The organism is Marinobacterium sp. xm-d-564 (assembly GCF_013283345.1).
Taxonomy (GTDB): domain Bacteria; phylum Pseudomonadota; class Gammaproteobacteria; order Pseudomonadales; family Balneatricaceae; genus Marinobacterium_E.
Genome location: NZ_WBYO01000005.1, coordinates 109,341 through 133,406 on the forward strand (window position 1 = coordinate 109,341; position 24,066 = coordinate 133,406).

A 24,066-nucleotide genomic window follows, 5' to 3' on the forward strand; every position below is an offset into this window, starting at 1 on the left:
GCACTGAGAGGCCAATATGCATTGTCCCTACTGTGGCGCATCGGACACCAAAGTGAACGACTCAAGACTGATCTCAGAAGGTCAGCAAGTTCGTCGTCGTCGCGAATGCGTGAGCTGTCATGAGCGATTCACCACCTTTGAAGCGGCTGAACTGTTAATGCCGCGTCTGATTAAGAATGATGGCAGTCGCCAGCCGTTCGACGAAGAGAAACTCCGTTCAGGTATTACACGTTCCCTAGAGAAGCGCCCGGTCAGTATTGAACAGATTGAAGCCTGTTTGAACCGTGTAAAGCAGCGTTTGCGTGCACCGGGAGAGCGTGAAATTGAGTCAAAACTGGTCGGCGAAGCGGTCATGGCTGAACTGCGTAAGCTTGATCAGGTCGCTTACGTTCGTTTTGCTTCGGTCTACCGTGACTTCCAAGACATCAATGAGTTTAAACTTGAAATTGAGCGTCTAGCTGAGCCCGAAGTAGTTGAGACTAAAAGTGCCTCGAAATCGGCACTGACGGCTAACGCCCAACCAGAACCTAAATCGAAACCGAGTCGTAAATCTCGTCAGAAAAAACAGGAACCACAGGTTCCAGATAGTCCAGATCTGTTTGGAGACGAGCTACTTTGAGTTTTACGATCGAAGATCGCCAGTACATGGCAAGAGCCATACAGCTGGCGGCTAAAGGCACCTACACCACAGACCCTAACCCCAGAGTCGGCTGTGTATTGGTGCGCGATGGTGTGATTATCGGCGAGGGTTACCACCAGCGCGCCGGTGAGGGCCATGCAGAAGTCAACGCGTTAAAAGCGGCCGGTGATGCAACCGGTGCGACTGCCTATGTCACTCTGGAACCCTGCAGCCACTTTGGTCGGACGCCACCCTGCTCTCAAGGACTCATCGACGCCGGAGTGACGCGTGTCGTTGCGGCCATGGTTGATCCAAACCCTGAAGTCGCCGGAAAAGGCATTGCAATGTTGAAAGCGGCGGGAATCGATGCGGCTGCCGGGTTACTTGAGAGTGAAGCGCGGGCACTGAATCCTGGGTTTCTTTCCAGAATGGAGCGCGGCCGTCCTTTTGTTAGATTGAAACTTGCCACCAGTATTGATGGCCGAACGGCCATGGCATCGGGTGAGTCGCAGTGGATCACTGGCCCTGAAGCGCGAGCCGATGTGCAACGACTGCGAGCCCGCAGTAGTGCAGTGATTACCGGGGTCGGATCGGTTCTACAAGATGATTCTGCTTTGACGGTTCGGGAAGCTCAGTTGCCGGCATCGGTTGTGCCGCTGACTGAAGGTCGTCAACCCTTGCGCGTGGTACTGGATTCGCAGGGCAGGCTGCCAGCCTCAGCACAGATGCTGGCGCTGCCTGGCAGAACCTTGCAGGTTGTCGCTGCAAACAACTGCAACCCACTTGAGGGTGCTGAGCAGGTTCAACTAGCGAATGAAGCAGGGCGTATCGATTTGCCACAGTTGCTTAGCTATTTGGCCGAAAAAGAGTCCTGTAATGAGGTGTTGGTGGAGTGTGGCTCCCAGTTAGCCGGTGCCATGCTAGCAGCAGGGTTAGTAGATGAGTTGGTTCACTATATGGCACCTAAATTGATGGGGTCTGATGCCCGCCCTCTAGCTGAGCTTCCATTAACTGAGATGTCTGAAGCGATCGAGATGAAACTGAAAGATGTCCGACAGTTTGGTCATGATCTTCGCATGACCTGGACAGTTTAGGAGCAGAAGGTGTTTACCGGAATTATAGAAGCGATCGGTACCGTCGCTGCCAAACAAGAGGTTGGTGGCGACCTTCGATTGACCCTAGCAACGGGTCAATTGGACATGTCCGATGTGGCGTTAGGCGACAGTATTGCCACCAATGGGGTCTGCCTCACCGTGATTGAGTATGATCAACAACATTTTACGGCCGATGTTTCGCAAGAGAGTCTGGCACATACTCGATTGATGGATCTGCGACCCGGTGAAGCGGTCAATCTGGAAAAAGCACTGCTGCCAACAACCCGTTTAGGCGGGCACTTAGTCTCTGGACATGTCGATGCTGTGGGTAGCATCGCTTCCATTGAGCGCGATGCCCGCTCAGTGCGCATAGCCGTCGACATGCCTAGCTCGTTAGCTCGCTATATCGCGCCGAAGGGATCGGTTACAATAGACGGTGTAAGTTTGACGGTGAACAGCGTTGATGAACACAGCTTTTACCTCAACATTGTGCCTCATACGGCAGATACAACGATCATTAGTCAGTATGAAGTGGGGCATGGTGTTCATATCGAAGTAGATATGATCGCTCGCTACTTGGAGCGTTTGCTTCAAACGAAGCAGGAATCTGAATCGTCCAGTGAAGGGATTTCATTGGAGATGTTGGCCTCTGCAGGCTTTATGCACAGGCGTTAATTTAGGAGTGGATATGCAATTAAACAGCGTCGAAGAGCTACTCGACGACATTCGCCAAGGTAAGATGGTTATCCTGATGGATGATGAAGATCGTGAGAATGAAGGTGATCTAGTGATTGCGGCCGAAATGGTGCGTCCAGATGACATCAACTTCATGGCAAAGAATGCCCGCGGTCTAATCTGTCTTACCTTGACGCGTGAACACTGTGAACGTCTGAACCTCCCGCTGATGGTGCAGAGCAACGGTGCAGCCTACTCCACCAACTTCACGGTCTCTATTGAAGCGGCTGAAGGTGTGACCACGGGTATATCAGCCGCTGATCGTGCTCATACTGTGCGTACAGCCGTGCGTGGTGATGCTAAACCTGAGGATATCGTTCAGCCAGGTCACATCTTCCCATTGATGGCACAGCCAGGTGGTGTATTAAGCCGTGCAGGTCATACAGAAGCGGGTTGTGATTTGGCTCGTATGGCAGGTATGAGCGCAGCGTCTGTGATCGTCGAAGTGATGAACGAAGATGGCACCATGGCGCGTCGTCCCGACCTTGAGATCTTTGCCAAAGAGCACGGTTTGAAGATCGGTACTATTGCGGATCTAATCCACTACCGTACGACTAATGAGCAGACAGTGACGGTGGCAGACACAGGTTCACTGGAGACAGATTACGGTCAGTTTAATTACACGACCTATAACGATGAGATCCTCGGCTGTACCCACCTTGCACTTCACAAAGGTGATATCAGTGCTGATGAGCCGACTATGGTTCGTGTACACAACCGCTCTGAAGTTCTGCGTGACGTGGTTGGCGTAGCTGAGGAGAGTGAAGCTAAGTGGACACTGCGTCGCGCACTAGAGCGTATCGCTGCAGAAGGTAAGGGTGTTGCCCTGCTTCTGGATAGTGGTAATCGCATCGATCTTGGCGACTCTATCAGCCAGATCACCAGTGGTTCTAAACCGTCTAAAGTGAATGTCAGCGCGTCCGGCGCTTACCTGACAGTAGGTACTGGTTCACAGATTCTACGTGATCTTGGGGTAGGCAAAATGCGCCTGCTCAGTTCACCAATGAAATTTAATGCAATCTCAGGCTTTGATCTTGAGATTGATGAATACATCCCTTTTGCAGAGTAAAAGATCATGAGTGTAAAAGTAGTTGAAGGCGATTTTGTCGCTGCAAATGGTCGCTACACAATCGTTGTTGGCCGTTTCAATTCATTTGTCGTAGAGAGCCTATTAGAAGGTGCTATCGACGTTCTTAAACGCCACGGCGTTTCTGAAGATAATATCCGCATCGTTCGTGTACCGGGTGCGTTTGAGATTCCATTGGCGGTTAAGCGCGTCGCTCAACAGAAACAAGATGATGCAATCATCGCACTGGGTGCGGTAATTCGTGGTGGTACGCCACACTTTGAGTACGTCTCTAACGAAGCGTCTAAAGGTGTAGCCCAGGTATCTCTCGACTTTGATATCCCAGTTGCAAACGGCGTTCTGACAGTGAACTCTATCGAGCAGGCAATCGAGCGCTCTGGCACGAAAGCAGGTAACAAAGGCGCTGAAGCCGCGCTATCAGCTGTTGAGATGGTGAGTCTTCTTCGCCAACTTGAGGTTTAAGATGAGCGAAGAACAGGCTCCTAAGCGCAAAAAAGTCTCTAATACAGAGAAGCGTCGCAACGCTCGCAGCTTTGTGCTGCAGGCACTCTACTCTCAAGAGCTGACAAAAAACCCAACGAATGAGGTAGAGGCTCATTTTCGTGTCGACAACGACATGAGTGAAACCGATGTACCGCTCTTCTCTGAACTGTTGCAAGGCGTGAATGCGCAAAAAGCAGAGCTTGATCAAGCGTTTAACATCTATCTGGATCGTAACGTCGAAGAGTTAGATCCGGTGGAAGTGAGCGTACTTCGTATCGGTGCTTATGAGCTGATCAATCGTATCGAAGTCCCTTATAAAGTCGCTATCAACGAGAGCGTTGAGTTGGCGAAAATTTTTGGGGCAACCGAGAGCCACAAGTACGTTAATGGCGTCCTCGATAAGCTGGCGCAAAAAGTCCGCGCTGTCGAGATCAAAGCCAACCGCGGTAAGTAATGCCAGGCGAATTCGATCTGATTCGCCGCTATTTTGACTCCATCAGTGGCGATCATCCCAGTGTTCAACTCGGCATTGGTGATGATTGCGCTCTGTTAACGTCCAGTCCCCATACCGAACTCGCTATCTCTGTCGATACGCTGGTTGAAGGTGTTCATTTTCTACCGGACATCGATCCAGAAGATTTGGCGTGGCGATTAGTTGCCAGTAGTGTCAGCGACTTGGCGGCAATGGGGGCATTCCCCAAATGGCTGACACTTGCCTGTACACTGAATGGGCCTACGCGAGAGTGGTTAGCAGCCTTCTCAAAAGGTTTAGCAGAGGCCTGTCATCACTACTCACTGATATTGGTCGGCGGGGATACCACCTCAGGGCAACAACAAGTGTTTACGGCTCAGGTGCATGGAGAGGTTCCGTTAGGCATGGCGCTTAAACGTAGCGGTGCTAAAGCTGGCGATGCCATTGTGGTCAGCGGCACTCTAGGCGATTCCCGAGCCGGATTAGCGCTATTAACTGCTGAGTGTGAAAGTGGGTCTGATTACCTACTTGAACGCTACTATCGCCCAACCGCGCGACTTGCGCTGGGTGAGGCGCTGCGTGGAATTGCGAATTCAGCCGTGGATGTGTCGGATGGTCTATTAGCGGATCTTGGGCATCTATTAACCGCTTCGGGTGTTGGGGCAGAGATCCATACTGAGTCACTACCTCTATCAGCCGACATTAAAGATCTTGCCCCAGATTTGGCAGAGAGATGGGCGCTTTCAGGCGGTGAGGATTTTGAACTCTGCTTTACACTTCCACAGGATAGAGTGCCTGAACTTCAACAAATCAGTGAACGTCTAGCACTACCCCTGACTCTAGTAGGCAAGATCACACAACAAACAGGGATCACACTGTTGAAATCGGGCGAACCTGTGCCTCTGCCTGCCTCATTGGGTTTCAACCATTTTGGAAACGAACATGAATAGAGCGCCTGCCAGTATCTGGCGAAACCCCATTCACTTTTTAGCCTTTGGTTTGGGCAGTGGTGCCGCGCCAAAAGCACCCGGCACCGTCGGTACGCTTGCGGCCATTCCTATTTGGTACCTATTCAACGATTGGGCACTGATACCCTATCTTTTATTAATGTTGGTGACCTTTTTATTGGGTTGCTGGTTGTGTGGCAAAACCTCAGACGATCTGGGTGTTCATGATCATGGCGGCATTGTCTGGGATGAGTTTGTTGGCCTATGGATTACCTTTATTGCGCTTCCGACGGGCTGGGAGTGGGTCGTGTTCGGGTTTGTGATGTTCCGTCTATTCGATATCTGGAAGCCCTGGCCGATAGGCTGGGCAGACCGACGCGTCTCGGGTGGCCTAGGCATTATGTTGGATGATCTATTGGCTGGATTGATGGCGCTAGGGGTCGTGCAAGCGGTAAACTATGCTGTATAGCAATCTGCTTTAGTGATCTGGTCGTAATACCTTTCACTAATTCAGAGGTAAAGATGCAAGGATGCATCGAATTGAGGATAAGATTTTGGATATTAAACTGATAGCGGAATGTAAATTGCCAATGCCTATGGGTGTATTCCGTATGGTTGGTTTCGAAGAGGTCGAGAGCGGTAAAGAGCACATCGCGCTGGTATACGGTGATGTTGCAGGTGACGAACCCGTTCTAGCCCGCATGCACTCAGAGTGTCTAACAGGTGATGCCTTGTTCAGCTTGCGCTGTGACTGTGGCTTTCAACTGCAAGAGGCCCTAAAGCGCATTACCGAAGAGGGCAAAGGCGTTCTGCTCTACCTACGCCAAGAGGGCCGTGGTATCGGTCTTTTGAATAAGGTCAAAGCCTACAACCTGCAAGACTCTGGCTGTGACACGGTAGAGGCCAATGAGCGCTTAGGTTTTGCCGCTGATATGCGTAACTACTCAATGTGTCAGCCAATGTTGGATGCGATCGGTGTTAAGAGCGTTAACTTAATGACCAACAACCCGCGTAAAGTCGCTGCACTCGAAGAGTATGGTGTGAATGTCTCGTCGCGTGTGCCACTGCAAGTCGGTAAGAACCGCTACAACGAGCACTACCTAGAGACGAAAATGGGTAAACTCGGTCATATGATGAGCGAAGTGCATTTCAAACCGGATGCTTAATGGCATAGGTTGGTACTGATTTGGTGCATTGATAAACCTCAGCAGCAGTGCTGGGGTTTTTTTAGGTCTGTAGAAAGTGCTCTATCTGCTCTCGAATTGAGTCAGCATCTAAGCCGGCATCTTGTAACTGTTCATCCCGAGTCGCATGCTCAATCCAACGATCGGGAATGCCAAGGTTAAGACAACGTAAGTTCTGGCCATTATGAGTCAGCCACTCATTCACAGCACTGCCCGCTCCGCCCGCAATAGCCCCATCTTCCAGGGTGATAAAGTGAGAGTAAGTATTCACTAGCTCTTCAAGCATAGCTTCATCGAGTGGTTTGACGAAGCGCATATCGATTAAGCCAAGATCCAACTGATCAGCGACCTGCTCGGCTGCTGGTAAAAGAGGGCCAAAGTTGAGTATGACGCCACCTTTACCAACTCTTACCAACCGGCTTTGACCCATGGCTAAGGACGCTAATGGAGTTCTGCTCTTAACGCCTTCGCCTCGAGGGTAGCGGACCACAGCACAGCCATTGTATTGGTAGCCTAGAGTCAGCATCTGCTGCTGCTCATCCAGTGTGGAGGGCGTCATAATGACAACCTCGGGTAGCGAGCGAAGCATTGGGATATCGAAGATACCTGAGTGGGTTGGACCATCTTCCCCAACCAATCCTGCACGATCTACAGCGATCAAACAGTCGAGATTTTGCAGGGCGATATCGTGGATGACCTGATCCAAAGCGCGCTGCAAAAAAGTTGAGTAGATTGCCAGAACCGGTTTCATCCCACCTACCGCAAGGCCGGCTGCAAAGGTGGCTGCGTGCTGTTCTGCAATGGCAACATCAAAGTAACGTGTTGGGTATTGGTCAGCGAATTGCACAAGGCCAGAACCCTCCCTCATGGCCGGGGTAATCGCGACTACTCGAGGGTCACTTGAAGCAGTTTCACAGATCCATTGGCCAAACTGATCGCTGTATTTCAGATTAGGAGCACTGATCTCTGATGGTTTTTCCAGTTTAGTGATGGCGTGATAGCCGACCGGATCCTCTTCAGCTGGCTTAAACCCAAACCCCTTACGAGTTCTAATATGCAGGAATTGAGGCCCTGTTTGGCTCAATGACTGCTTAAGGGCAGGGATTAATTGGCTCAGGTCATTACCATCAATAGGGCCAGAGTATTCAAAGTTCAGTGCTTCAAATAGAGGCATCACAGGGTTAGTGGGTGCTTGCTCACGTAGATTCTTGGCTAGATAGGTGGCCAATCCCCCTTGGTTGGGCGAGATCGACATGTCGTTATCGTTCAGAATGACGAGTAGATTCGCATCAGTATGTGCTGCGTGGTTGAGTGCTTCAAAGGCCTGACCAGCCGTCAGAGCCCCATCACCTATAACAGCCACCGATTTACGATCATTGCCTTGCAGTGTGTCGGCAATCGCCATGCCGAGAACGGCGCTGATAGAGGTGCTGGAGTGCCCAGTGCCAAAGCAGTCGTAAATACTCTCAGCTCGATCGGGAAAGGGAGTAAGCCCCTCTCGTTGCCGTATGTTAAGCATCGCCTCACGACGACCCGTCAGAATTTTGTGCGGATAGGCTTGGTGACCTACATCCCAAACCAGATGATCGTCTGGTGTGTCTAATAGCTGGTGAAGCGCTAGTGTCAGTTCGACAACCCCTAGTCCGCCACCAAGATGTCCCCCAGTCTGACCGACACAGAAGAGCAGATAGAGACGTAACTCATCCGCTAGCTGCTGTAATTGGCCCAGATTCAACCCTTTTAAATCTGAAGGGGTGTCAATCTGGTCCAACAGTGGAGTCGCAGGACGTTGTGTGGGGATATCAGTAATCATTAATGGTTACGGGCAATGACAAAATCAGCAAGGGCTATTAATGACTGGTTACGTTCACCGAAGGTTTCTAGAGCTTCAATCGCCTGTTGGTGCAATTCATTCAACCACTGCTTGCTTTGAGTAAGCCCAATAAGTGCAGGGTAGGTGGCTTTGTCTCTCTCTTCATCAGAACCTTGGGGTTTGCCCAGTTGTTCTGTGGTGCTTTCGATATCTAAGATGTCATCTTGAATCTGAAATGCTAGTCCAATCTTTTGCGCGTAACGATCGAGTGCCTCTAGATCCGTATCGGTAGCATTACCACTGGCTAAAGCGCCTAAACGCAGAGCTGCACGAATGAGTTCGCCCGTTTTAGCTGCGTGCATGCTTTTCAGCTGCTCTAGACTCAGTCTTTTACCCTCTGAGCCTAGGTCAAAGGCTTGTCCATCAACCATACCCAGATCACCACTGCATCTAGCTAGGGTATGAACCATCTGTAACTGAGTGGACGCTGGTAGTGCATCAATAGGCTGGCTGAGCAGTTCAAATGCCCAGGTTAGCAGTGCATCACCGGCTAATATGGCGGTCGCTTCATTGAACTGGATATGGCAGGTTGGTTTGCCGCGGCGCAGCTCATCATTATCCATAGCCGGTAGATCGTCATGCACCAGTGAATAGCTGTGAACGCACTCCAAAGCACACGCGGCCGTATCCGCTTGCTCAATTTGTCCACCTAGTAACTCAGTGGCCAGGTAGACCAGCGTGGGACGAAGGCGCTTGCCTCCATTCATCAGGCTGTAGTGCATCGCCTGATGAAGGCTAGGGTCAATCCCGTTACGTTCAGCTAAACGTCGACTGAGCTCAGCTTCAACTCTCTGTCGGTACAGGGCTAACATCGGTTGCGGCATTAGGCTTGTTCAGATTCGTTAAACGGTTGTTCAACCAGCTCGCCGGATTGCTCTGTTAGCATCACGACTTTCTGTTCGGCCGATTGCAGAATGTTTTGGCATTCGCGGGTCAGGCTGATCCCCTCTTCAAAGGATTTTAGTGCCTCTTCGATAGAGAGATCCCCCTTCTCCATCTCTGAAACCAGGGCTTCTAACCGTTTTAGGGAGCCTTCGAAGTCCGTTGTCTGTTTGCTTTCTGCCATGATTACTCAGTCCTTAAATTTAGGAAAACTGCGAACAAGCTTTGTAGTATACCCTGTCCTTAAGCAAAGGTCCGTGCAATACCGATGGTGCTGGTAATGATCAGCACTGTGCCAATAATTTTGAAGAAACGGGCGGAATCGGTCTTGACCAGATAGCGGTGCAGCTTTTGCCCAAGAAGGTGGCCGATGAATGCGCAGGGCAGCAACCAGAGGTGGTGGATTAACTGCAGATCGACGCCTACGACAAAGAAGGATCCCATCTTGATAACCACCAGAATGAACCAGAGAACAAACAGAGTATCGCGCAGTTGCTCTTTAGCGACATGGCTAGCGTAGACGGCCATGACCAGTGGCGCTGCAATCAAAGAAGTACCACTGACATAGCCTCCCAGCATTAAGAAGAGGTTATCGATCCAAGCGGAGTTGCTTTTAAAGGGTTTATTAAGAATGTAACCAATTGAATAGACGATGACGATGACAAAAATTAGCCCAGACATGATCTCGTTGGGCAGTGTTAAGAGCCCGAATACCCCAATCAGCTTCGGGATAATCATCACTTTTAGGGTTTTCTTCAGATAGGGCCAATCGACATTCTCTTTGAGCCCACTGGTTCCCAAACGCTTCGCTTTGAAATGATTCCCCAGCGTAATAGCCCCTGAAAAGATGAGCAGGTGCACGGCGATTATGGGCAGAAAGATGAGGGGATCATCAACGATTAACAGCAGAAACGGTAGGGCGAGTACGGCACCACCAAAGCCAAGGCCGGTTCGAACAAAGCCGCTCCAGACAAAGATGAGTGCAATGAGAAGGTATTGCCACCAGATTAGATCAGACAAGCTGTACCCCGAGAGTTTTTAAGAGCCGCTATTGTATGCCAGAAAACAAAAAACCGGCACTAGGCCGGTTATTTGTAGAGACGTCTAAAACTTATTTAGAGGAATCTAGCATGTGTTGGATAGCGCCCTGAAGTTCAGCATCAGAACAATCCATGCAAGTACCCATTGGAGGCATTGCGTTGATACCCGTCTTAGCAGTCGCTAGAAGCGCATCGATACCTTTAGCGGCACGTGGAGCCCATGCTGCAGCGTCACCCATTTTAGGAGCGCCAGCAACGCCAACCATGTGACAAGCTAGACAGTATGTGTTGTATACAGTTGCGCCATCACGCTCAGCCATTGCAGTTGCAGGAACCATAAGAGCAGCGGCTGTTAGGCCAAGTAGAGTCTTTTTCATTATATCCACCTCAATTCATGAACTTTCGTTTGCTCTTATGGAGCTAAATTTAGCTTAGAGCGCCCGATCGAATAAGTTTATAACCAAAGGTTCGTGTAAGTCCAATTAATCTACGAAGATGAGGGGCTATTGGAGCAATTAGCGTCTAAAGTCGCATCGCAAAGCTTGCTTGCGAGTGTTGAGCTAGACCTCTTTTAGAGGTTTCATGCTCGCGTTCGATCTTTTTCAACGCAGCATCAAGATCGGTGCGGTCAATATTAGGTTGGTTTTTAAGCTCAGAAACGTTAAAGCCACGATGGTGCATTCTTACTAGCGCATCACTATGATTCATTGTGCAGCTACCTTTTTATTGTTTATCAATTTAGTAGCGTGATTAAACGCCTTAAACATGACAGTTTGGTGACGTTTGGGTTAACAATTAATAACAGCGAGTCAAAGAAAGTTAGCGGGGTTAGTCATGAGTCATTTGGAATTAATAGCGTTACCGAAAGCTCATCTACAAAATCAAGGTTCTCAGCTCGATATATTAACGGGCGACATAAGGACTGAGTTTGGTGTGGCTCGATCTGCATGGTTTAACGACCGTCTCCTTTTTCTTGGGTTTTATGAAGGGGATGAGGTTTGTGGTTGGGATGATTTAAGCAAACGATTTGCCAACGCAAACTGGTACATCTCGAATGAGAAGGCGGTTGAGTTGTTTGGGAGTTTTTGTCATCAACCCAAACCTTCAGCATGGGTGATCGGTACAGAATTTCAAAAAGAGGTCTGGCAAGCGGTTTGTCAGATTCCAGAGGGTGATACAGTGAGCTACTCGCAGCTTGCTTTGAACATTAAAAAGCCAAAAGCCGTTCGTGCGGTTGGATCAGCACTGGGTGCAAATAACATTGCTTATTGGGTGCCATGCCATCGTGCGGTCAGAAGTGATGGCTCATTAGGGGGTTACCGTTGGGGGGTATCTTTAAAGGCTAAATTGCTATCTGCTGAAGCTACTGATCTTTGATTTTTTCAAAAGTGATGAAGCGCAAAGCATAAAGTGCAAAAGGTGGGATTGATAACAGTAGAGCAGCTATTTCATAAGCATTAAAAGCCTCTCTCTCGGTAAACACCGTAGTGATAATTAACCATAGAACGGCTAAAAAAAACGGCAAGATAAGAATTTGATTCTTACCACTGAGTGACAGTTTTGTTTTGCACCTTGTACAAATGTAGTCAGTGCCCATACCCTCTTCACGTTGAATAGGGCGTCGAGTTTCACAAACTGGACACCAACCTTTCATGCAATCAGGCTCCTTTAAGTGCGTCCGCTGCTGCGGTAATACCCAACTTGTAGCTGGTCAAACCAAAGCCTGATATCTGACCAATAACGACCTGTGAGAAGACCGATTTATGTCGGAACTCCTCGCGCGCGTGAACGTTGGACATGTGCACCTCAACGATAGGGCCTTTGTCTTTGAATATCGCCAACGCATCGGTGAGACCGTAGCTGTAGTGAGTCCAAGCACCTGCGTTGATAACGATCGCATCAACATCTTCCAAAAACGCTTGATGAATTTTGCGTGCCAGCTCACCTTCGATGTCTGTCTGGTAGCACTCAAGCTCACACCCCTGCTCAGCAGCCCAATTAGCTGCGGCCGATTCGATATCTTGCAGCGTAAAGGTGCCGTAATGTTTCGGATCACGCTTGCCGAACATTGCGTGGTTGATGCCGTGAAGCAGAAGTATTTTTGCCATGGTTCTATCCTTAACTGTTTGCCAGACAACTGGTCGCTTTGGAAGCCTGCGAACAAGTCCATGGCATCTCAGGCTTACAGTCAAATTCATTATCAAGGCGTGTTTTCGAAGGCCTAGCGGGCTAAGTCGAGAAAGCACAACGCTGAAGATGGATTTGACTGTAAGCCCCGCAGGGCGTGACCTGTAATGTGCATCTACTGTGTTGCTCTTCTTGCTAAGGACTACGGCCATTAGCGGCAAAAAGCGCCTTGTATCTACACATTTCAGATCTCGCTGAGATGCTATGGACTTATTCGCAGGCTTCCTAGTCTAAGATCCTGCCACATGAGTGCAACATCTTTTGTACATAGATTGAAAAAGAGCCGTATACTTTGAAGCTCTTTATGTTCAGTGCAGGTTTCCCTAATTGATTGAATTTGGAAGTACAGCCTTTGTCATTGCGTTGATTGCCGCCTGGTTTGTTGGCCTATCAAAAGGTGGATTGCCCATCATTGCTATGTTGTCGGTGCCGATCCTCTCCCTAGTGATGTCACCTATGACGGGTGCCATTCTGTTGCTACCCATCTATATCATCAGTGACATGGTGGCGGTGTGGCTCTATCGAAAACACTTCTCAATGATCAATCTGAAAAATCTTATCCCCGCGGGTCTGCTAGGGGTGTTTATTGGTTGGGCAACGGCATCCATTGTCTCTGATCAGTTTGTCGCCTTGCTGATTGGTATTATGGGCCTCACGTTTGTCTCCTATATCTGGTTTGGTAAGCGCCAAGTAAAAGAGGCGAAAAAACCGACCAAAGTGGGCGGTTGGATCTGGGGCACCATTGCCGGTTTTACCTCGTTTATCTCCCATACTGGTGGCCCACCCTTTCAGGTCTATGTTCTGCCACAAAAACTGGAGAAACTGGTGTTTGCCGGGACAGCAACGCTCTTCTTTGCTGTGATCAACCTCTCAAAACTGCCACCCTACCTAGCGCTTCGTGGCTACTCCACAGAGGATTTAACGCTGGCGCTTTGGATGGTGCCCAGTGCACTGTTGGGTACCTTTATGGGGGCTAAGCTGACTAAGATTTTGAAGGATCGATGGTTCTTTGGCTTAGTAGAAGTCGGACTGCTGCTGGTCTCTATAAAGCTGATCCACGGAGTAGTAATCGACTCATTATGAGTAACATTGGTGACAGGCTTCAGCCTGTCATCCGCATTCTTGTTACGCTCAGAATTAGCAGGTGCTGATAAAGCGGATGACTGGTTAAAACCAGTCACCGGAGCGATGGCAAACTATTTTAATTTAATAAACGTGCTCTGAATGTCAAACTCTTCAATGAAGCGTCCCAAAGCTTCATGACCATCGGCTTTGATGCCAGTAAAGGTATCAAAGGCATCAATGCCCTGGTGGAAGAAGAGGTCAAAGCCACTGACGATATCTAAACCCGCTTCGTGTGCAGCAGTCAAAAACTCAGTCTCTAATGGGACATAGACCGCATCAAACGCCCACTCTTGGCCACCAAATAGTTCTGGATCAAGTGGGATACCTGGTGTAGCGTAATGTCCTACGGGCGTACAGTTGACCAAACCGTTTGCGGCTTTAGCTGTTTCGGCTAGCTGCTCTTTAGAGATAACCTCAGCGTTGTACCCTTTAGCCCGTACTGCAGCCGCTAACGCTTCAGCCCCTTCAATGTTCAGGTCAAAGATGTTCAGCTTAGTTGCGCCACAATGGAACAGTCCAAAGGCAACCGCACGTCCGACACCGCCGGCGCCTAGCATCAGTACTTCACCTGCTGGCTTGTCACCACGTTGAGCTTTGTAGCCGTGAATAAAACCGGTGTAATCCGTGTTTGTTGCCTTTACAGCACCATTGGCTAGGTAGAGTGTATTGGTTGCACCTACTTCACGTACCGCTTCATCGGGCTCATCAACGAACTCAACGGCAATGGATTTGAAGGGGAAGGTGACGTTGCAACCGGTAAATCCATCATTACGAAGTGATTGAAGCATGGTTTTAAATGCCTCTTTGTCACTTTGACCCGGATCCTTCAAGTCGTAAGAGACATCAAAGCCATAGATATCGCCCAACATCTTGTGCAGGAAAGGGGCACGCGATTGTGAGATTGAGTTACCGATTAAACCCAGTTTAAGTTGCTTCATAGCTGTCATCCTTTACAGCAAGCCCAGTGCTGTTGGTAATCCAATCACCAAATCTGGAACGAACGTGATAATAATAAGAACTAAAAGCTCCACTAAGAATAGCGGCAAAATCACCTTGCTCAGCTTCGCCATACCGACCTTAGCGATGGAGTCCGCGACAAACAGGCAGAGTCCCATTGGTGGTGTGATCAAGCCAATCATTAGGTTGAAGATAATTATGATGCCAAGGTGAGTTGGGTCGACGCCTAGACTCACAGCAATTGGGTGCAGAATCGGCACCAGTACCAACATTGCCGCGATGCCCTCTAGGAACAGACCGACCACTAAGAAGAGAATGATGACGCCGACTAAGAACATCCACTGAACCGTCATGTACTCCAAGGCGAAGTCAGTGATCATGTTGGGAACGCGGTTGTAGTTCATCAACCAGTTAGCAGCAGCAACCGCACCGATAACGACCATGATGATCGAGCTGTCGCGCATCGCTCGGGCGAAAAGACCGGCCAGTTTAGAGACTTTCAGCTCTTTGAAGACAAAGATTCCGACAAACAGGGCGTAGGCCACGGCAAAGCTGGCCGCTTCCGTTGGCGTCACGACCCCCATCAGTATTGAGCCAACCACGAAGACAGGCATCAATAGAGGAATAATCCCTTGGATCAGGACGCGAGAGTTGCTCTGCTTTTCGCCAAGTTCGTGCTCTGTGCCCTGCTTCTCGTAGTGGCCTTTGAAGAAGTAGACGTAGACCGAAAGGAAGATCGCAAGCATTACACCGGGAACCACACCGGCCATGAATAGCGCGGGTACCGAGACACCCGTCACAGTCAGGGCATAGATGATGACAGGAATCGATGGTGGAATAATCGGACCAATGACGGAAGAGGCCGCCGTAATGGCAGCAGCAAACTCACGTGGGTAGCCTTTCTTCTCCATCTCTGGAATAAAGACACGACCAATCGCCGATGTATCCGCAACCGCAGAGCCAGAGAGACCGGCAAATATGACCGAAGCCCAGATATTCACCATGGCTAAGCCGGCACGCATTTTGCCGACCAAAACGTTCGCAAATGCGATGATACGACTGGTGATACCCGACTCATTCATCAGCTCGCCGGCAAGAATAAATAGAGGGATCGCCAATAGTGGGTAAGAGGCCATGCCACCAAACATCTGTGTTGCCACGATGCGAAGGTGGTATGGGAATTCGCCCACAGCCATGAAGTAGAGCAGTGCAGCGATGATGGCAAAAGCGATGGGTAGGCCAATAAAGATACCGCCTAGAAGAATGGCATAAGTCATTAGAATGCGCCCTCCGCTTCATGTTGATCGGTATTCGCAGCTCGATTTAGCAGGCGCAGTAGTGCTGCTACTGCAAGCATGGCGCCACCCAGCACCATAGCGAAGTAGTAGGGGTACATCTGCCCAAGAACCGCAAGCTGTTCGATACCGAATAGATCTCGAAGTTCACGCGCACTTGAAAGGATGCTGGATGCATCGACTTTGCCGCGCTTCATCATGAAGAGGTAGCCGGAGTAGCTCAACAGCGCACCTATAACGACCATGCAGAGGTCCACAAAGAAATTGATCGGTTTGTGGGCTGCTTTAGGCAGCAGACCCGCGACAAGATCAAAAGAGACATGGCGATCGAGCAGGTAAGCCCAAGCCATGCCAAACATAATTCCGTAGACTGCCAGGTAGACGGGTAACTCCTCGCCCCATGGGATCGACTCTCCGATGGTGTAACGGCGTACTGAGTTTATGAAGATGATCAGGAACACTGAAGCCATAGAGATGGCTGAACCTGCTGCAAAAAAGGTACCGACGAAGCGGGTCACCTTACGCAATAGAGTGTGCATAAGTCATACCGACAGTTATAAGTTTTTTGAGAAATAGGCTCCGACCGGATGGTCGGAGCCGTGCAAACCTGAAGAGGTTTGGAGTATTACTTAGAAGCAGCTTCTACAGCAGCGTCTAGTTTAGCGATCCACTCATCGCTACCTAGCTCTTTAGCAAGCCACTCTTTAACCGCTGGCTGTGCAAGCTTCTTGAACTGAGCCATTTCGTCAGCTGTTGGTGAGTGTACTTTCATACCTTCAGCAACCACTTTCGTTACGCCTTCAGCCGTGTTGAACTGCTGAATTGCGCGACCCATTAGGCCTGCAGTACGAGCGGCTTTAGCAATGATGTCCTGCTCAGCAGCGCTTAGAGACTGGAAGAGTTCGTCGTTGATTACGATGAAGTCAGCAGCGTAAACGTGGCCATCAAGAACCATGTACTTCTGTAGCTTGTGAAGGTTGTTGTTGTAGATAGTGCCGACAGGGTTTTCCTGACCGTCAACAACACCAGTTGTAAGTGCGTTTGGAAGTTCAGACCAAGCGATAGGCGTTGGTTCACCGCCAAGACCTTCAACCATCTCTACGTATAGAGGGATTGGCTGAACGCGGAACTTAAGACCTTTCATGTCTGCTGGAGATTTGATCTCACGAACGTTGTTAGTGAAGTTACGGAACCTGTCTCACCGTATGCAAGTGTGCGTAGGCCAGTCTCTTCTAGACAGTGTGCAGCAAGATCTTGACCAAACTGACCGTCAAGTACGTCCCAGGCGATCGTTGCGTTTGAGAATGTGTAAGGAATGTTTAGAACGTCAGCTTCTTTACAGATTTTAGCCATAGCGCCAGAAACGATCGCCATGTGCGTAGTGCCTTCCTGTGCTTGCTGAACTAGATCGCCTTCGTTACCTAGAGCTTTTGCTGGGAAAAGTTCTACTTTGATATCTGTCTCACCTTCAACAATGTTTTTGAAGATGACACCAGCAGCACCTTTTTTAGATGTCTGCCAGTCAGCGCCGTCAACGTGACCTAGTTTGATAGTGGGTGCTGCAAAAGTTGAAACAGAAGCAGCGGCTACAGCAGTAGCAACAAGAGTTTTTAGCATCGCCTTTTTCATTGGGCTCTCCAATTTATTATCGTTTCACGCCTAGAGATGACGTTTCCAAGATTTTTTGTAGCAAGATGTCTAAAACCACCTACCCCAAGCAAGCTGGTTTTATTGTCTTGCTCTTAGCTTTTGTACTACTTGGTTAAAACTAAGTAGTGCAAATTTGCCATAGCCCTATACAGGCATTCAAGCTTTTTGTACTATTTGGTTAAAACAATTTGTTAGAACCTTTATAACCGTTTTTTAAACGTTTGGTTAAAAGTAAAATGAGTATCCCTTCTACATCGAACCGTTCAGCCGCAAAAAAACGTAATCCTGAAGCAGTTAAAGCCAATATCCTGCGTGTCGCCACCGAAGAGTTTGCCACCTCAGGCTATGCCGGTGCGCGGGTCAATGTGATCGCTGAAAAAACCGATACATCCAAGCGGATGATCTACTACTACTTTGGCGATAAAAAAGAGCTCTACCGTACCGTTCTTGAGGCTGCCTACCGAGATATCCGTTTGGGCGAGCAACAGCTGCATTTGAATGATCTCAATCCCGAGCAGGCGCTTCGCTCACTGGTGGCGTTCACTTTTGAACATCAGCGCAACAATCCGCAGTTTATTCGCCTGGTTATGATTGAGAACATTCACGAGGGACGCAATCTGATCGCAAAAGAGGCGTTTGAGGAGGTTAACAACCCTGCCATCGATCGGCTTGGCGAGATCTACCAACGAGGTGTTGAGGAGGGTGTTTTTCGATCGGGCATCAGTGTCATTGAGCTTCACTGGTTGATCAGTTCAGCCTGTTTCTTCAATAACTCAAACCGCTCAACCTTCAGTGCAGCCTTTGGCAACGATCTATTTACGGAAGAGGGGCAAAGTCATCTTAATCAGCAGGTACAAGAGATGATCCTGCGCTTTGTCGCCAACTGATATTTAAGAACATTTTGGATTGGTAACTTCATTACAGCTTCGCTAGATTGAAGCTCTTTTTAGTGAGTTTTACATGCATCCTAGCCGCCTTCTTTTAATTCTCTGTTTTATCGCGTTCATCTCCTTAGGCCTGCCTGATGCGCTGCTCGGTGTGGCTTGGCCCACTATGGCCGATGAGTTCTCAACCACTCTGGATCGTCTCGGAATCATCATGACCGGCGGAACCGTCGGTTATGCTCTGAGCAGCTTCATGATCGGTGCAATTGTTAATCGTATTGGATTGGCTGGCCTGCTGATTCAAAGTGCTTCACTTACCGTCATCGCATTGGTGCTGTTTATGGTTGTGCCTGACTGGTATTGGATGCCCTTTGTCGCACTGATTGCCGGTCTGGGCGGTGGTGGTATCGATGCGGGCCTCAATGCCTATGTGGAGAAACACTACTCAAGCCGTATCATGCAGTGGTTGCATGCCAGTTTTGGTGTCGGAGTCACTCTAGGTCCTGCCATCATGACCCTATCGCTGGCGATGACAGGTCTGTGGCGGCCTGGCTATCTGTTGGTCGCGTTTTTGATGTTATTGATGCTTTCTGCTTTTATCCACTATCGCGGCTTATGGAGTGACCAGCCTAGTGCTGGTGAACCGGAAGAGCAGGGTAATGCCAGCATGCTCGCCACGCTCAAACTACCGGCGGCATGGCTAAGTATGTTGGCCTTTTTTCTCTACACCTCGGCCGAAATTGGTTTGGGCTTTTGGGCATTTACCCTGTTGACGGAATCGCGGGATGTGGTCCTTGCCACGGCAGGGCTTTGGGTAACGATCTATTGGGGCTCTTTTACCCTTGGTCGAATCCTTGCTGGCCTGCTTGCGCCCAAGTTTGGTGAGATGAACCTGACGCTCTTCGGTCTGTTAATGTCACTGATTGGATTGGTTCTGTTCACCCTTCAATTAGGTGGGCCAGGTGGGGTCTATGGGCTTGCTCTGGTCGGCCTTGGCTTTGCACCAACCTTCCCAGCACTGCTTTCAACCACCTCAGAGCGAGTCGCAAAAGCGCATGTGACCAACCTGATCGGCATGCAGATCTCTGCTGCCGGTGTTGGTTTAGTGGTTATGCCCCTCTCCTTGGGGCTTCTAGTCTCTAGCGTTGGGTTGGAAGCGCTGGCGCAGGTTTTCTTGGGCATGACCGCCAGCGTCTTTTTGCTGCTTACCTTGATTCGTAAAAGATAAATTTCCTTTAAGTTATATCTAATCAATTAAATACTATTTATTAATTTAAATGGTATTTGCTAATATGCACTCATAGTTTTGAACCGTTTGGTTCAAAGTAACCCAATGTGAGTCCTCATTATGAAAACATCAATTGCTACCGTTACTCTCTCTGGCAGTTTGCCAAACAAGCTTGAAGCCGCTGCGGATGCGGGTTTTGATGCGGTTGAGATTTTTGATAATGACCTGATTCAGTTTGCTGGTTCACCTCGTGAGGTGAAGTCGATTGCCGATGACTTAGGTTTGGATATTCTAGCGCTGCAGCCGTTCCGTGATCTGGAAGGTCTGCCTGCTGAGTTAAAGCGTCAAAAGTTCTATCACATGCAGAGTCGATTCGAGATGATGCATGAGCTGGGCACTCAACGAATTTTGTGCTGTTCCAGTGTCTCTCCCCATGCCAGTCATGATCGAGCACGTTGTGCTGCGGACCTTAACGAAGCAGCTGAGCTGGCAGCAAAAGAGGGCTTTATTATGGGCTACGAGGCTCTCTCTTGGGGGCGCTTTATTGCTGATTATGAGGATGCTTGGGATCTGGTTAAGCGTGCCGACCATCCAGCGCTAGGCATCAACCTTGATACCTTCCATATGTTCTCACGAGGCAACACACTCGACTGTCTGCGCGATGATATTCCGGTTGATAAGATCGCTCTGGTTCAGGTGGCCGATGCGCCTGTCATGCATTTGAGCGACTTAATGAGCTGGAGCCGTCACTATCGCAGCTTCCCGGGTCAGGGGGATCTGCCGGTCGTCGATTTCATGAAGGTGCTGTGTGACAAAGGCTTTGATGACTACGTTTCGCACGAGATCTTCAACGATGAGTTCCGTGCTTCTCCTGCCAAAGAGCGTGCTGTAGATGGTATGCGTTCTCTGATCTGGCTAGACAAACAGTGTAAGGATGAAACACCTAAGGCTGAGATTACCGACGTTGAATTCATTGAATTTGCGATTGCCGGTGAAGAGGGCGAATCGATCGTCTCCATGTTGAATTCGTTAGGCTTTCAAGAGACTCACAAACATCTATCCAAGGATGTCGGTCTGATGCAGATGGGTGATGTAAACCTAGTGCTTAACCGTGAGCCTGCCAGTCAAGCTCACCAGCACTTCCAGCTACACGGCGCATCAGTGTGTGCTTTGGCATTGACGACGTCGAGTGTCAAAGAGTCGCTGAAGCAGGCAGACGAGTATCAAATTAAACGCTTCAATAACACAGCAGGCCCTGGTGAGTTGAATATTCCAGCGCTGCGCGGTGTTGGCGACAGTTTGGTCTATCTTGTTGAGCGTCATAAGAAGTTCCGTTTCTTTGATGTCGATTTTGAATCGGTCGAGGGTGTCGAGCTGCCGAAAGTCGGTGTTAAACGCGTCGATCATATGGCGCAGTCCGTCACTAATACCGATTTCCTATCGGCGGCGTTCTTCTATAAATCGGTGTTCAACTTTGACATTACACCTGTACAGGATCTGCCTGACATTTATGGCCTTGTGACCAGTCGAGTGGCCTCTAGTCAGAACGGACAGGTGAAGATTCCAATCAACATGACCGAGGCTCGTCAGGCGTCACCGCAGCGCTTTATTCAGCGAACCCATGGTGCCGGTGTGCAGCAGATCGCATTTGAGTGTGAGGATATTTTGGCCTTTGCAGCGCAGGTCAATTCGGAATCGGTGTTGCCGGTACCCAACAACTATTACCGTGAAATTAAGGGTAAGTTTGGTCTCTCTGCTGAGCGTATTGAGACGTTACAGCGCTTTAATATTTTGTATGATGCGAATGATGACGGTGAGTTTTTGCACTTCTACACGCGTGAAGTACAGGGTGTCTTCTTTGAAGTTGTGCAGCGTATCGGTGGGTATCAGGCCTACGGTGAAGCGAATGCTCACATTCGTTTTGCAGCCCAGGCGGCGTTGCGTGAGTATGAAACGAATTTGTTGCTTTGATCTTCGCTGAGTATTTGTTGGAGCTTTCTCGAAGAGGAAGCGATGCAGGTTTTGCACATCGCGGCCTTTTTAAGACCGCTCCAACGAACGCTCTTTGTTGGAGCCTTATCGAAGATGAGGCGAAAGGTTTGAAAGAGAATCGCGACCTTTGCAAGATCGCTCCCACGGGGGCGGAGGATCGCTCCAACCTTTTAGCTGCTACTGAGCGGCCTTAAGGAAGGCTTGGTTATCTAAGCCAAAGTTAGAGTAGATCGGCAGGAGTGCACCGCCTAACGCGCGGGCTTCAAATCCAAGGTTGCCTGCGATCACCGGGGGTTTGTTGAGACCTTCCCAGTTCACATCGCTCGAAGCACGGTTGATCGCCAGTACTAAGTACTGTGTCGCCACTGCCGGTAGGCGTCCATCAATGATCACACCATCTGGATCCACAAAGGCAGAACCTGCCGCAATGGTCTGGGCAATGTAGGGTGCTGCGTTGTCAGCCCAATCTGTAAACAGAGCCCAGGCATCCTGTTCTAGGGTTTCCGATAGATTGGCAAAATCCGCCACGATCGATTCTGACTTCAATCGTTTATCAAGTTGGTGCAGTGACGCATGGTGAATCAGTTGCTTGCCATTGGCGCTCGGAACTGAACCCAGTGCACCGGCATTGGCATGGCTGCCTGGAAGAATCTGTCCGTTAAGAACGACACCACCACCGATGAACGTACCCACGTAGAAGTAGAGTAGGTTCTCCCAGCTCTGCGGATTACCGTAGGTTAGCTCGGCTAGGCAAGCTGCTGTTGCATCGTTCAGCATGGCCGCATCTAGGTCGGTGACCTTCTTTAGTTCTTCGAGCAGATCGATTTTCGCCCACTCAGCTAAAGCCTCTTTCGCTTCAATTAGCTCATCGCCCCAACCTTCCAGCGCAAACGGCGCTGCCAGGCCAACACCGGTAACGCGATCGCGTTGCATCTCGTCAAGAGGTTCAAGAAGCGTGTTGATGCTCTGCTCGATCTTGGCATAGACCTCTTTAGGCGTCGGGAAGGGGTATTCGTGCGATATGCGGGTACGAATATTCCCTGTCATATCCATAAACAGCACCTCCAACGAGGCGCGGCCAATTTTGACACCGATACTGTACGCCCCTTCAGGATTGAGGGCGTAGGGTGTAGAAGGCTGTCCCAAACCGCCGCGGCGTTTAGTGCCTGCGATTAACAGGTCCTGTTCCATCAATCGATTAATAATCGTTGAGGCGGTTTGTGGAGTAAGGTTGGTTGCTTTGGCAATTTCGGCTTTCGTCAACGCATCATGCTCACGAATTAACGAGAGGATGAGTCGTTCATTGTATTGGCGAACACCGACCTGGTTTGAACCAGAGGCGCGTTGAGAAGCCGAAGCGCTGCGCATAATTAGATGTAACTCGCGTTTTCGTGGACACCCTGATCTGCTGCACCGGTGATCAACGAGACGATCTCGTTGCCGGTCGTTTCAGCCGCTACAACGTTGCCAACGATACGACCTTGGCGGAAGACAATAATGCGATCCACAAGGTTAAAGACTTGGCGAAGGTTGTGGCTGATCAAAATTAGAGGGATGCCCTGATCTTTCAAGCCACGAATAATGTTTTCAACACGAGTGGTCTCTTGGATACCCAAAGCGGCGGTTGGCTCATCCATGATGATCAACTTCTCGCCCCAGCCTGCCGCTCGGCTGATTGCTACACACTGGCGTTGACCACCCGACATGCCACGTAAGGACTGGCTTAGGTCAGGAATCTTAACGCCGGTCTTTTCAAGCAGTGCTTCTGACTCTTGGCGCATCCCTTTCTTGTCCATCCAGCTGAATGGGCCAAGATTGAATTTGGTCTTTTCACGTCCCAAAAAGATATTGGCTGGCACGTCTAGTTCATCTGCCAGTGCCAAGTTTTGATAAACGGTCTCAATACCAGCATCGCGAGCCTCAAGAGGAGAGTCGAAGTTGACCTCTTCACCATAGAATTTGATCGAACCGCGAGTGCGTTGCTCTACACCGGTTAGGTTACGAACGAAGGTCGATTTACCCGCACCGTTATCTCCAACAATCGCTACGTGCTCACCCGGAGCAAGATCAAAGTCCGCATCATTCAGCGCGTGTACACCGCCGTAGTGCTTGGTTAACCCTCTGATCTCTAAGACTTTTTGAGACACTTTAAGACTCCTGAACGAAAATTCTCTTTATTTGAATGTGACTAAATATGACTAACAATTAAGAGCGAGTCAATAATTAAATCAATTCAATTTAATTATTGACAGGGCGCTATAAAGTATTAGAAGATCGCAGTTAGGCATCGAAACAGACCGCCGAAAACAAAAACAAACAAATGTGGAGATCT

Annotated in this window: 26 protein-coding genes and 2 pseudogenes; 14 read left to right on the forward strand and 14 right to left on the reverse strand. The window is 49.5% G+C overall.

What is annotated here, in order from left to right; genetic code table 11:
• Positions 1 to 16: 16 nt before the first annotated feature.
• From nrdR to ribA, 9 genes and pseudogenes are all read left to right on the forward strand, one after another.
• Positions 17 to 478: pseudogene (gene nrdR / locus XMD564_RS07165) on the forward strand (transcriptional regulator NrdR); the annotation flags it as partial.
• A 137-nt stretch (positions 479 to 615) separates the two neighbouring features.
• Positions 616 to 1,713 (forward strand): bifunctional diaminohydroxyphosphoribosylaminopyrimidine deaminase/5-amino-6-(5-phosphoribosylamino)uracil reductase RibD, encoded by a 1,098-nt coding sequence (gene ribD / locus XMD564_RS07170; protein ID WP_254445597.1) that lies wholly within the window; start codon positions 616 to 618, stop codon positions 1,711 to 1,713.
• 9 nt (positions 1,714 to 1,722) lie between these two features.
• Positions 1,723 to 2,388, forward strand: a complete 666-nt coding sequence (locus tag XMD564_RS07175; protein ID WP_173484448.1) for a riboflavin synthase — start codon at positions 1,723 to 1,725, stop codon at positions 2,386 to 2,388.
• A gap of 13 nt (positions 2,389 to 2,401) precedes the next feature.
• On the forward strand, positions 2,402 to 3,517 hold the full coding sequence (gene ribBA, locus XMD564_RS07180; protein WP_173480131.1) for a bifunctional 3,4-dihydroxy-2-butanone-4-phosphate synthase/GTP cyclohydrolase II: 1,116 nt from the start codon (positions 2,402 to 2,404) through the stop codon (positions 3,515 to 3,517).
• 6 nt (positions 3,518 to 3,523) lie between these two features.
• Positions 3,524 to 3,997: a 6,7-dimethyl-8-ribityllumazine synthase gene (ribE, locus tag XMD564_RS07185; protein ID WP_173480132.1), complete on the forward strand. Its 474-nt coding sequence runs from the start codon at positions 3,524 to 3,526 to the stop codon at positions 3,995 to 3,997.
• A gap of 1 nt (position 3,998) precedes the next feature.
• Positions 3,999 to 4,472, forward strand: a complete 474-nt coding sequence (gene nusB, locus XMD564_RS07190; protein ID WP_173480133.1) for a transcription antitermination factor NusB — start codon at positions 3,999 to 4,001, stop codon at positions 4,470 to 4,472.
• Positions 4,472 to 5,440: a thiamine-phosphate kinase gene (gene thiL / locus XMD564_RS07195; RefSeq protein WP_173480134.1), complete on the forward strand. Its 969-nt coding sequence runs from the start codon at positions 4,472 to 4,474 to the stop codon at positions 5,438 to 5,440. The genes nusB and thiL overlap by 1 nt, the downstream gene beginning before the upstream one ends.
• The gene (locus tag XMD564_RS07200; RefSeq protein ID WP_173480135.1) at positions 5,433 to 5,906 is read left to right on the forward strand and encodes a phosphatidylglycerophosphatase A; all 474 of its coding nucleotides are present in this window, start codon (positions 5,433 to 5,435) and stop codon (positions 5,904 to 5,906) included. The genes thiL and XMD564_RS07200 overlap by 8 nt, the downstream gene beginning before the upstream one ends.
• Before the next feature lie 85 nt (positions 5,907 to 5,991).
• Positions 5,992 to 6,603 carry a GTP cyclohydrolase II gene (gene ribA, locus XMD564_RS07205; protein WP_173480732.1) on the forward strand — a complete coding sequence of 204 codons (612 nt, stop codon included), beginning with the start codon at positions 5,992 to 5,994 and terminating at the stop codon, positions 6,601 to 6,603.
• Positions 6,604 to 6,664: 61 nt separating this feature from the next.
• Here ribA and XMD564_RS07210 read toward each other — a convergent pair whose 3' ends face one another.
• The 6 genes from XMD564_RS07210 to XMD564_RS07235 all read right to left on the reverse strand — a co-directional run bounded on the left by XMD564_RS07210 (position 6,665) and on the right by XMD564_RS07235 (position 11,124).
• Positions 6,665 to 8,434 carry a 1-deoxy-D-xylulose-5-phosphate synthase gene (locus XMD564_RS07210; protein ID WP_173508046.1) on the reverse strand — a complete coding sequence of 590 codons (1,770 nt, stop codon included), beginning with the start codon at positions 8,432 to 8,434 and terminating at the stop codon, positions 6,665 to 6,667.
• A complete protein-coding gene (locus XMD564_RS07215) occupies positions 8,434 to 9,306 on the reverse strand; it encodes a polyprenyl synthetase family protein (RefSeq protein ID WP_254443533.1) in 873 nt (290 codons plus the stop codon). Before XMD564_RS07215 ends, XMD564_RS07210 begins: the two co-directional genes overlap by 1 nt.
• An 11-nt stretch (positions 9,307 to 9,317) precedes the next feature.
• A complete protein-coding gene (locus XMD564_RS07220) occupies positions 9,318 to 9,560 on the reverse strand; it encodes an exodeoxyribonuclease VII small subunit (RefSeq protein WP_173480138.1) in 243 nt (80 codons plus the stop codon).
• A 59-nt stretch (positions 9,561 to 9,619) separates the two neighbouring features.
• On the reverse strand, positions 9,620 to 10,396 hold the full coding sequence (locus XMD564_RS07225) for a sulfite exporter TauE/SafE family protein (RefSeq protein WP_173480139.1): 777 nt from the start codon (positions 10,394 to 10,396) through the stop codon (positions 9,620 to 9,622).
• Positions 10,397 to 10,487: 91 nt separating this feature from the next.
• On the reverse strand, positions 10,488 to 10,793 hold the full coding sequence (locus XMD564_RS07230) for a cytochrome c5 family protein (protein ID WP_173480140.1): 306 nt from the start codon (positions 10,791 to 10,793) through the stop codon (positions 10,488 to 10,490).
• Between the two features lie 145 nt (positions 10,794 to 10,938).
• Positions 10,939 to 11,124 carry a hypothetical protein gene (locus tag XMD564_RS07235; protein WP_173480141.1) on the reverse strand — a complete coding sequence of 62 codons (186 nt, stop codon included), beginning with the start codon at positions 11,122 to 11,124 and terminating at the stop codon, positions 10,939 to 10,941.
• 126 nt (positions 11,125 to 11,250) lie between these two features.
• Between XMD564_RS07235 and XMD564_RS07240 the strand changes: the two genes are divergently transcribed.
• Positions 11,251 to 11,793, forward strand: a complete 543-nt coding sequence (locus XMD564_RS07240) for a methylated-DNA--[protein]-cysteine S-methyltransferase (protein ID WP_173484454.1) — start codon at positions 11,251 to 11,253, stop codon at positions 11,791 to 11,793.
• Here the strand turns inward: XMD564_RS07240 and XMD564_RS07245 are convergent.
• Complete coding sequence (locus XMD564_RS07245) at positions 11,780 to 12,070, reverse strand: hypothetical protein (RefSeq protein WP_173508047.1); 291 nt, start codon at positions 12,068 to 12,070, stop codon at positions 11,780 to 11,782. The two genes, XMD564_RS07240 and XMD564_RS07245, sit on opposite strands and share 14 nt — an antisense overlap.
• Before the next feature lie 4 nt (positions 12,071 to 12,074).
• Positions 12,075 to 12,524, reverse strand: a complete 450-nt coding sequence (locus tag XMD564_RS07250; RefSeq protein ID WP_173484455.1) for a type II 3-dehydroquinate dehydratase — start codon at positions 12,522 to 12,524, stop codon at positions 12,075 to 12,077.
• A 406-nt stretch (positions 12,525 to 12,930) separates the two neighbouring features.
• On the opposite strand from XMD564_RS07250, the gene XMD564_RS07255 reads away from it, so the two are divergent.
• A complete protein-coding gene (locus tag XMD564_RS07255; RefSeq protein ID WP_173480144.1) occupies positions 12,931 to 13,686 on the forward strand; it encodes a sulfite exporter TauE/SafE family protein in 756 nt (251 codons plus the stop codon).
• Between the two features lie 113 nt (positions 13,687 to 13,799).
• On the opposite strand, the gene XMD564_RS07260 is transcribed toward XMD564_RS07255, so the two are convergent.
• From XMD564_RS07260 to dctP, 4 genes and pseudogenes are all read right to left on the reverse strand, one after another.
• Entirely contained in the window at positions 13,800 to 14,666 is an 867-nt protein-coding gene (locus XMD564_RS07260; protein ID WP_173508048.1) for a shikimate dehydrogenase, read from the reverse strand.
• A gap of 12 nt (positions 14,667 to 14,678) precedes the next feature.
• Positions 14,679 to 15,962, reverse strand: a complete 1,284-nt coding sequence (locus tag XMD564_RS07265; protein WP_173508049.1) for a TRAP transporter large permease — start codon at positions 15,960 to 15,962, stop codon at positions 14,679 to 14,681.
• The gene (locus XMD564_RS07270) at positions 15,962 to 16,519 is read right to left on the reverse strand and encodes a TRAP transporter small permease (protein ID WP_173480147.1); all 558 of its coding nucleotides are present in this window, start codon (positions 16,517 to 16,519) and stop codon (positions 15,962 to 15,964) included. The genes XMD564_RS07265 and XMD564_RS07270 overlap by 1 nt, the downstream gene beginning before the upstream one ends.
• 86 nt (positions 16,520 to 16,605) lie before the next feature.
• Positions 16,606 to 17,609, reverse strand: a pseudogene (dctP, locus tag XMD564_RS11580) (TRAP transporter substrate-binding protein DctP).
• A gap of 257 nt (positions 17,610 to 17,866) precedes the next feature.
• On the opposite strand from dctP, the gene XMD564_RS07280 reads away from it, so the two are divergent.
• The 3 genes from XMD564_RS07280 (at position 17,867) to XMD564_RS07290 (ending at position 21,713) form a co-directional block, all read left to right on the forward strand.
• Positions 17,867 to 18,517: a TetR family transcriptional regulator gene (locus XMD564_RS07280; RefSeq protein WP_173480149.1), complete on the forward strand. Its 651-nt coding sequence runs from the start codon at positions 17,867 to 17,869 to the stop codon at positions 18,515 to 18,517.
• Positions 18,518 to 18,590: 73 nt separating this feature from the next.
• A complete protein-coding gene (locus XMD564_RS07285; protein ID WP_173508050.1) occupies positions 18,591 to 19,742 on the forward strand; it encodes a sugar MFS transporter in 1,152 nt (383 codons plus the stop codon).
• A 120-nt stretch (positions 19,743 to 19,862) separates the two neighbouring features.
• The gene (locus XMD564_RS07290; RefSeq protein ID WP_173508051.1) at positions 19,863 to 21,713 is read left to right on the forward strand and encodes a bifunctional sugar phosphate isomerase/epimerase/4-hydroxyphenylpyruvate dioxygenase family protein; all 1,851 of its coding nucleotides are present in this window, start codon (positions 19,863 to 19,865) and stop codon (positions 21,711 to 21,713) included.
• Between the two features lie 198 nt (positions 21,714 to 21,911).
• Here the strand turns inward: XMD564_RS07290 and XMD564_RS07295 are convergent, their stop codons facing one another.
• Both XMD564_RS07295 and XMD564_RS07300 read right to left on the reverse strand, forming a co-directional pair.
• Positions 21,912 to 23,102, reverse strand: coding sequence for an ROK family transcriptional regulator (locus XMD564_RS07295; RefSeq protein ID WP_173484460.1), 1,191 nt, complete (start codon positions 23,100 to 23,102; stop codon positions 21,912 to 21,914).
• 2 nt (positions 23,103 to 23,104) lie between these two features.
• Positions 23,105 to 23,881, reverse strand: a complete 777-nt coding sequence (locus XMD564_RS07300) for an ATP-binding cassette domain-containing protein (protein ID WP_173480153.1) — start codon at positions 23,879 to 23,881, stop codon at positions 23,105 to 23,107.
• Positions 23,882 to 24,066: the final 185 nt, after the last annotated feature.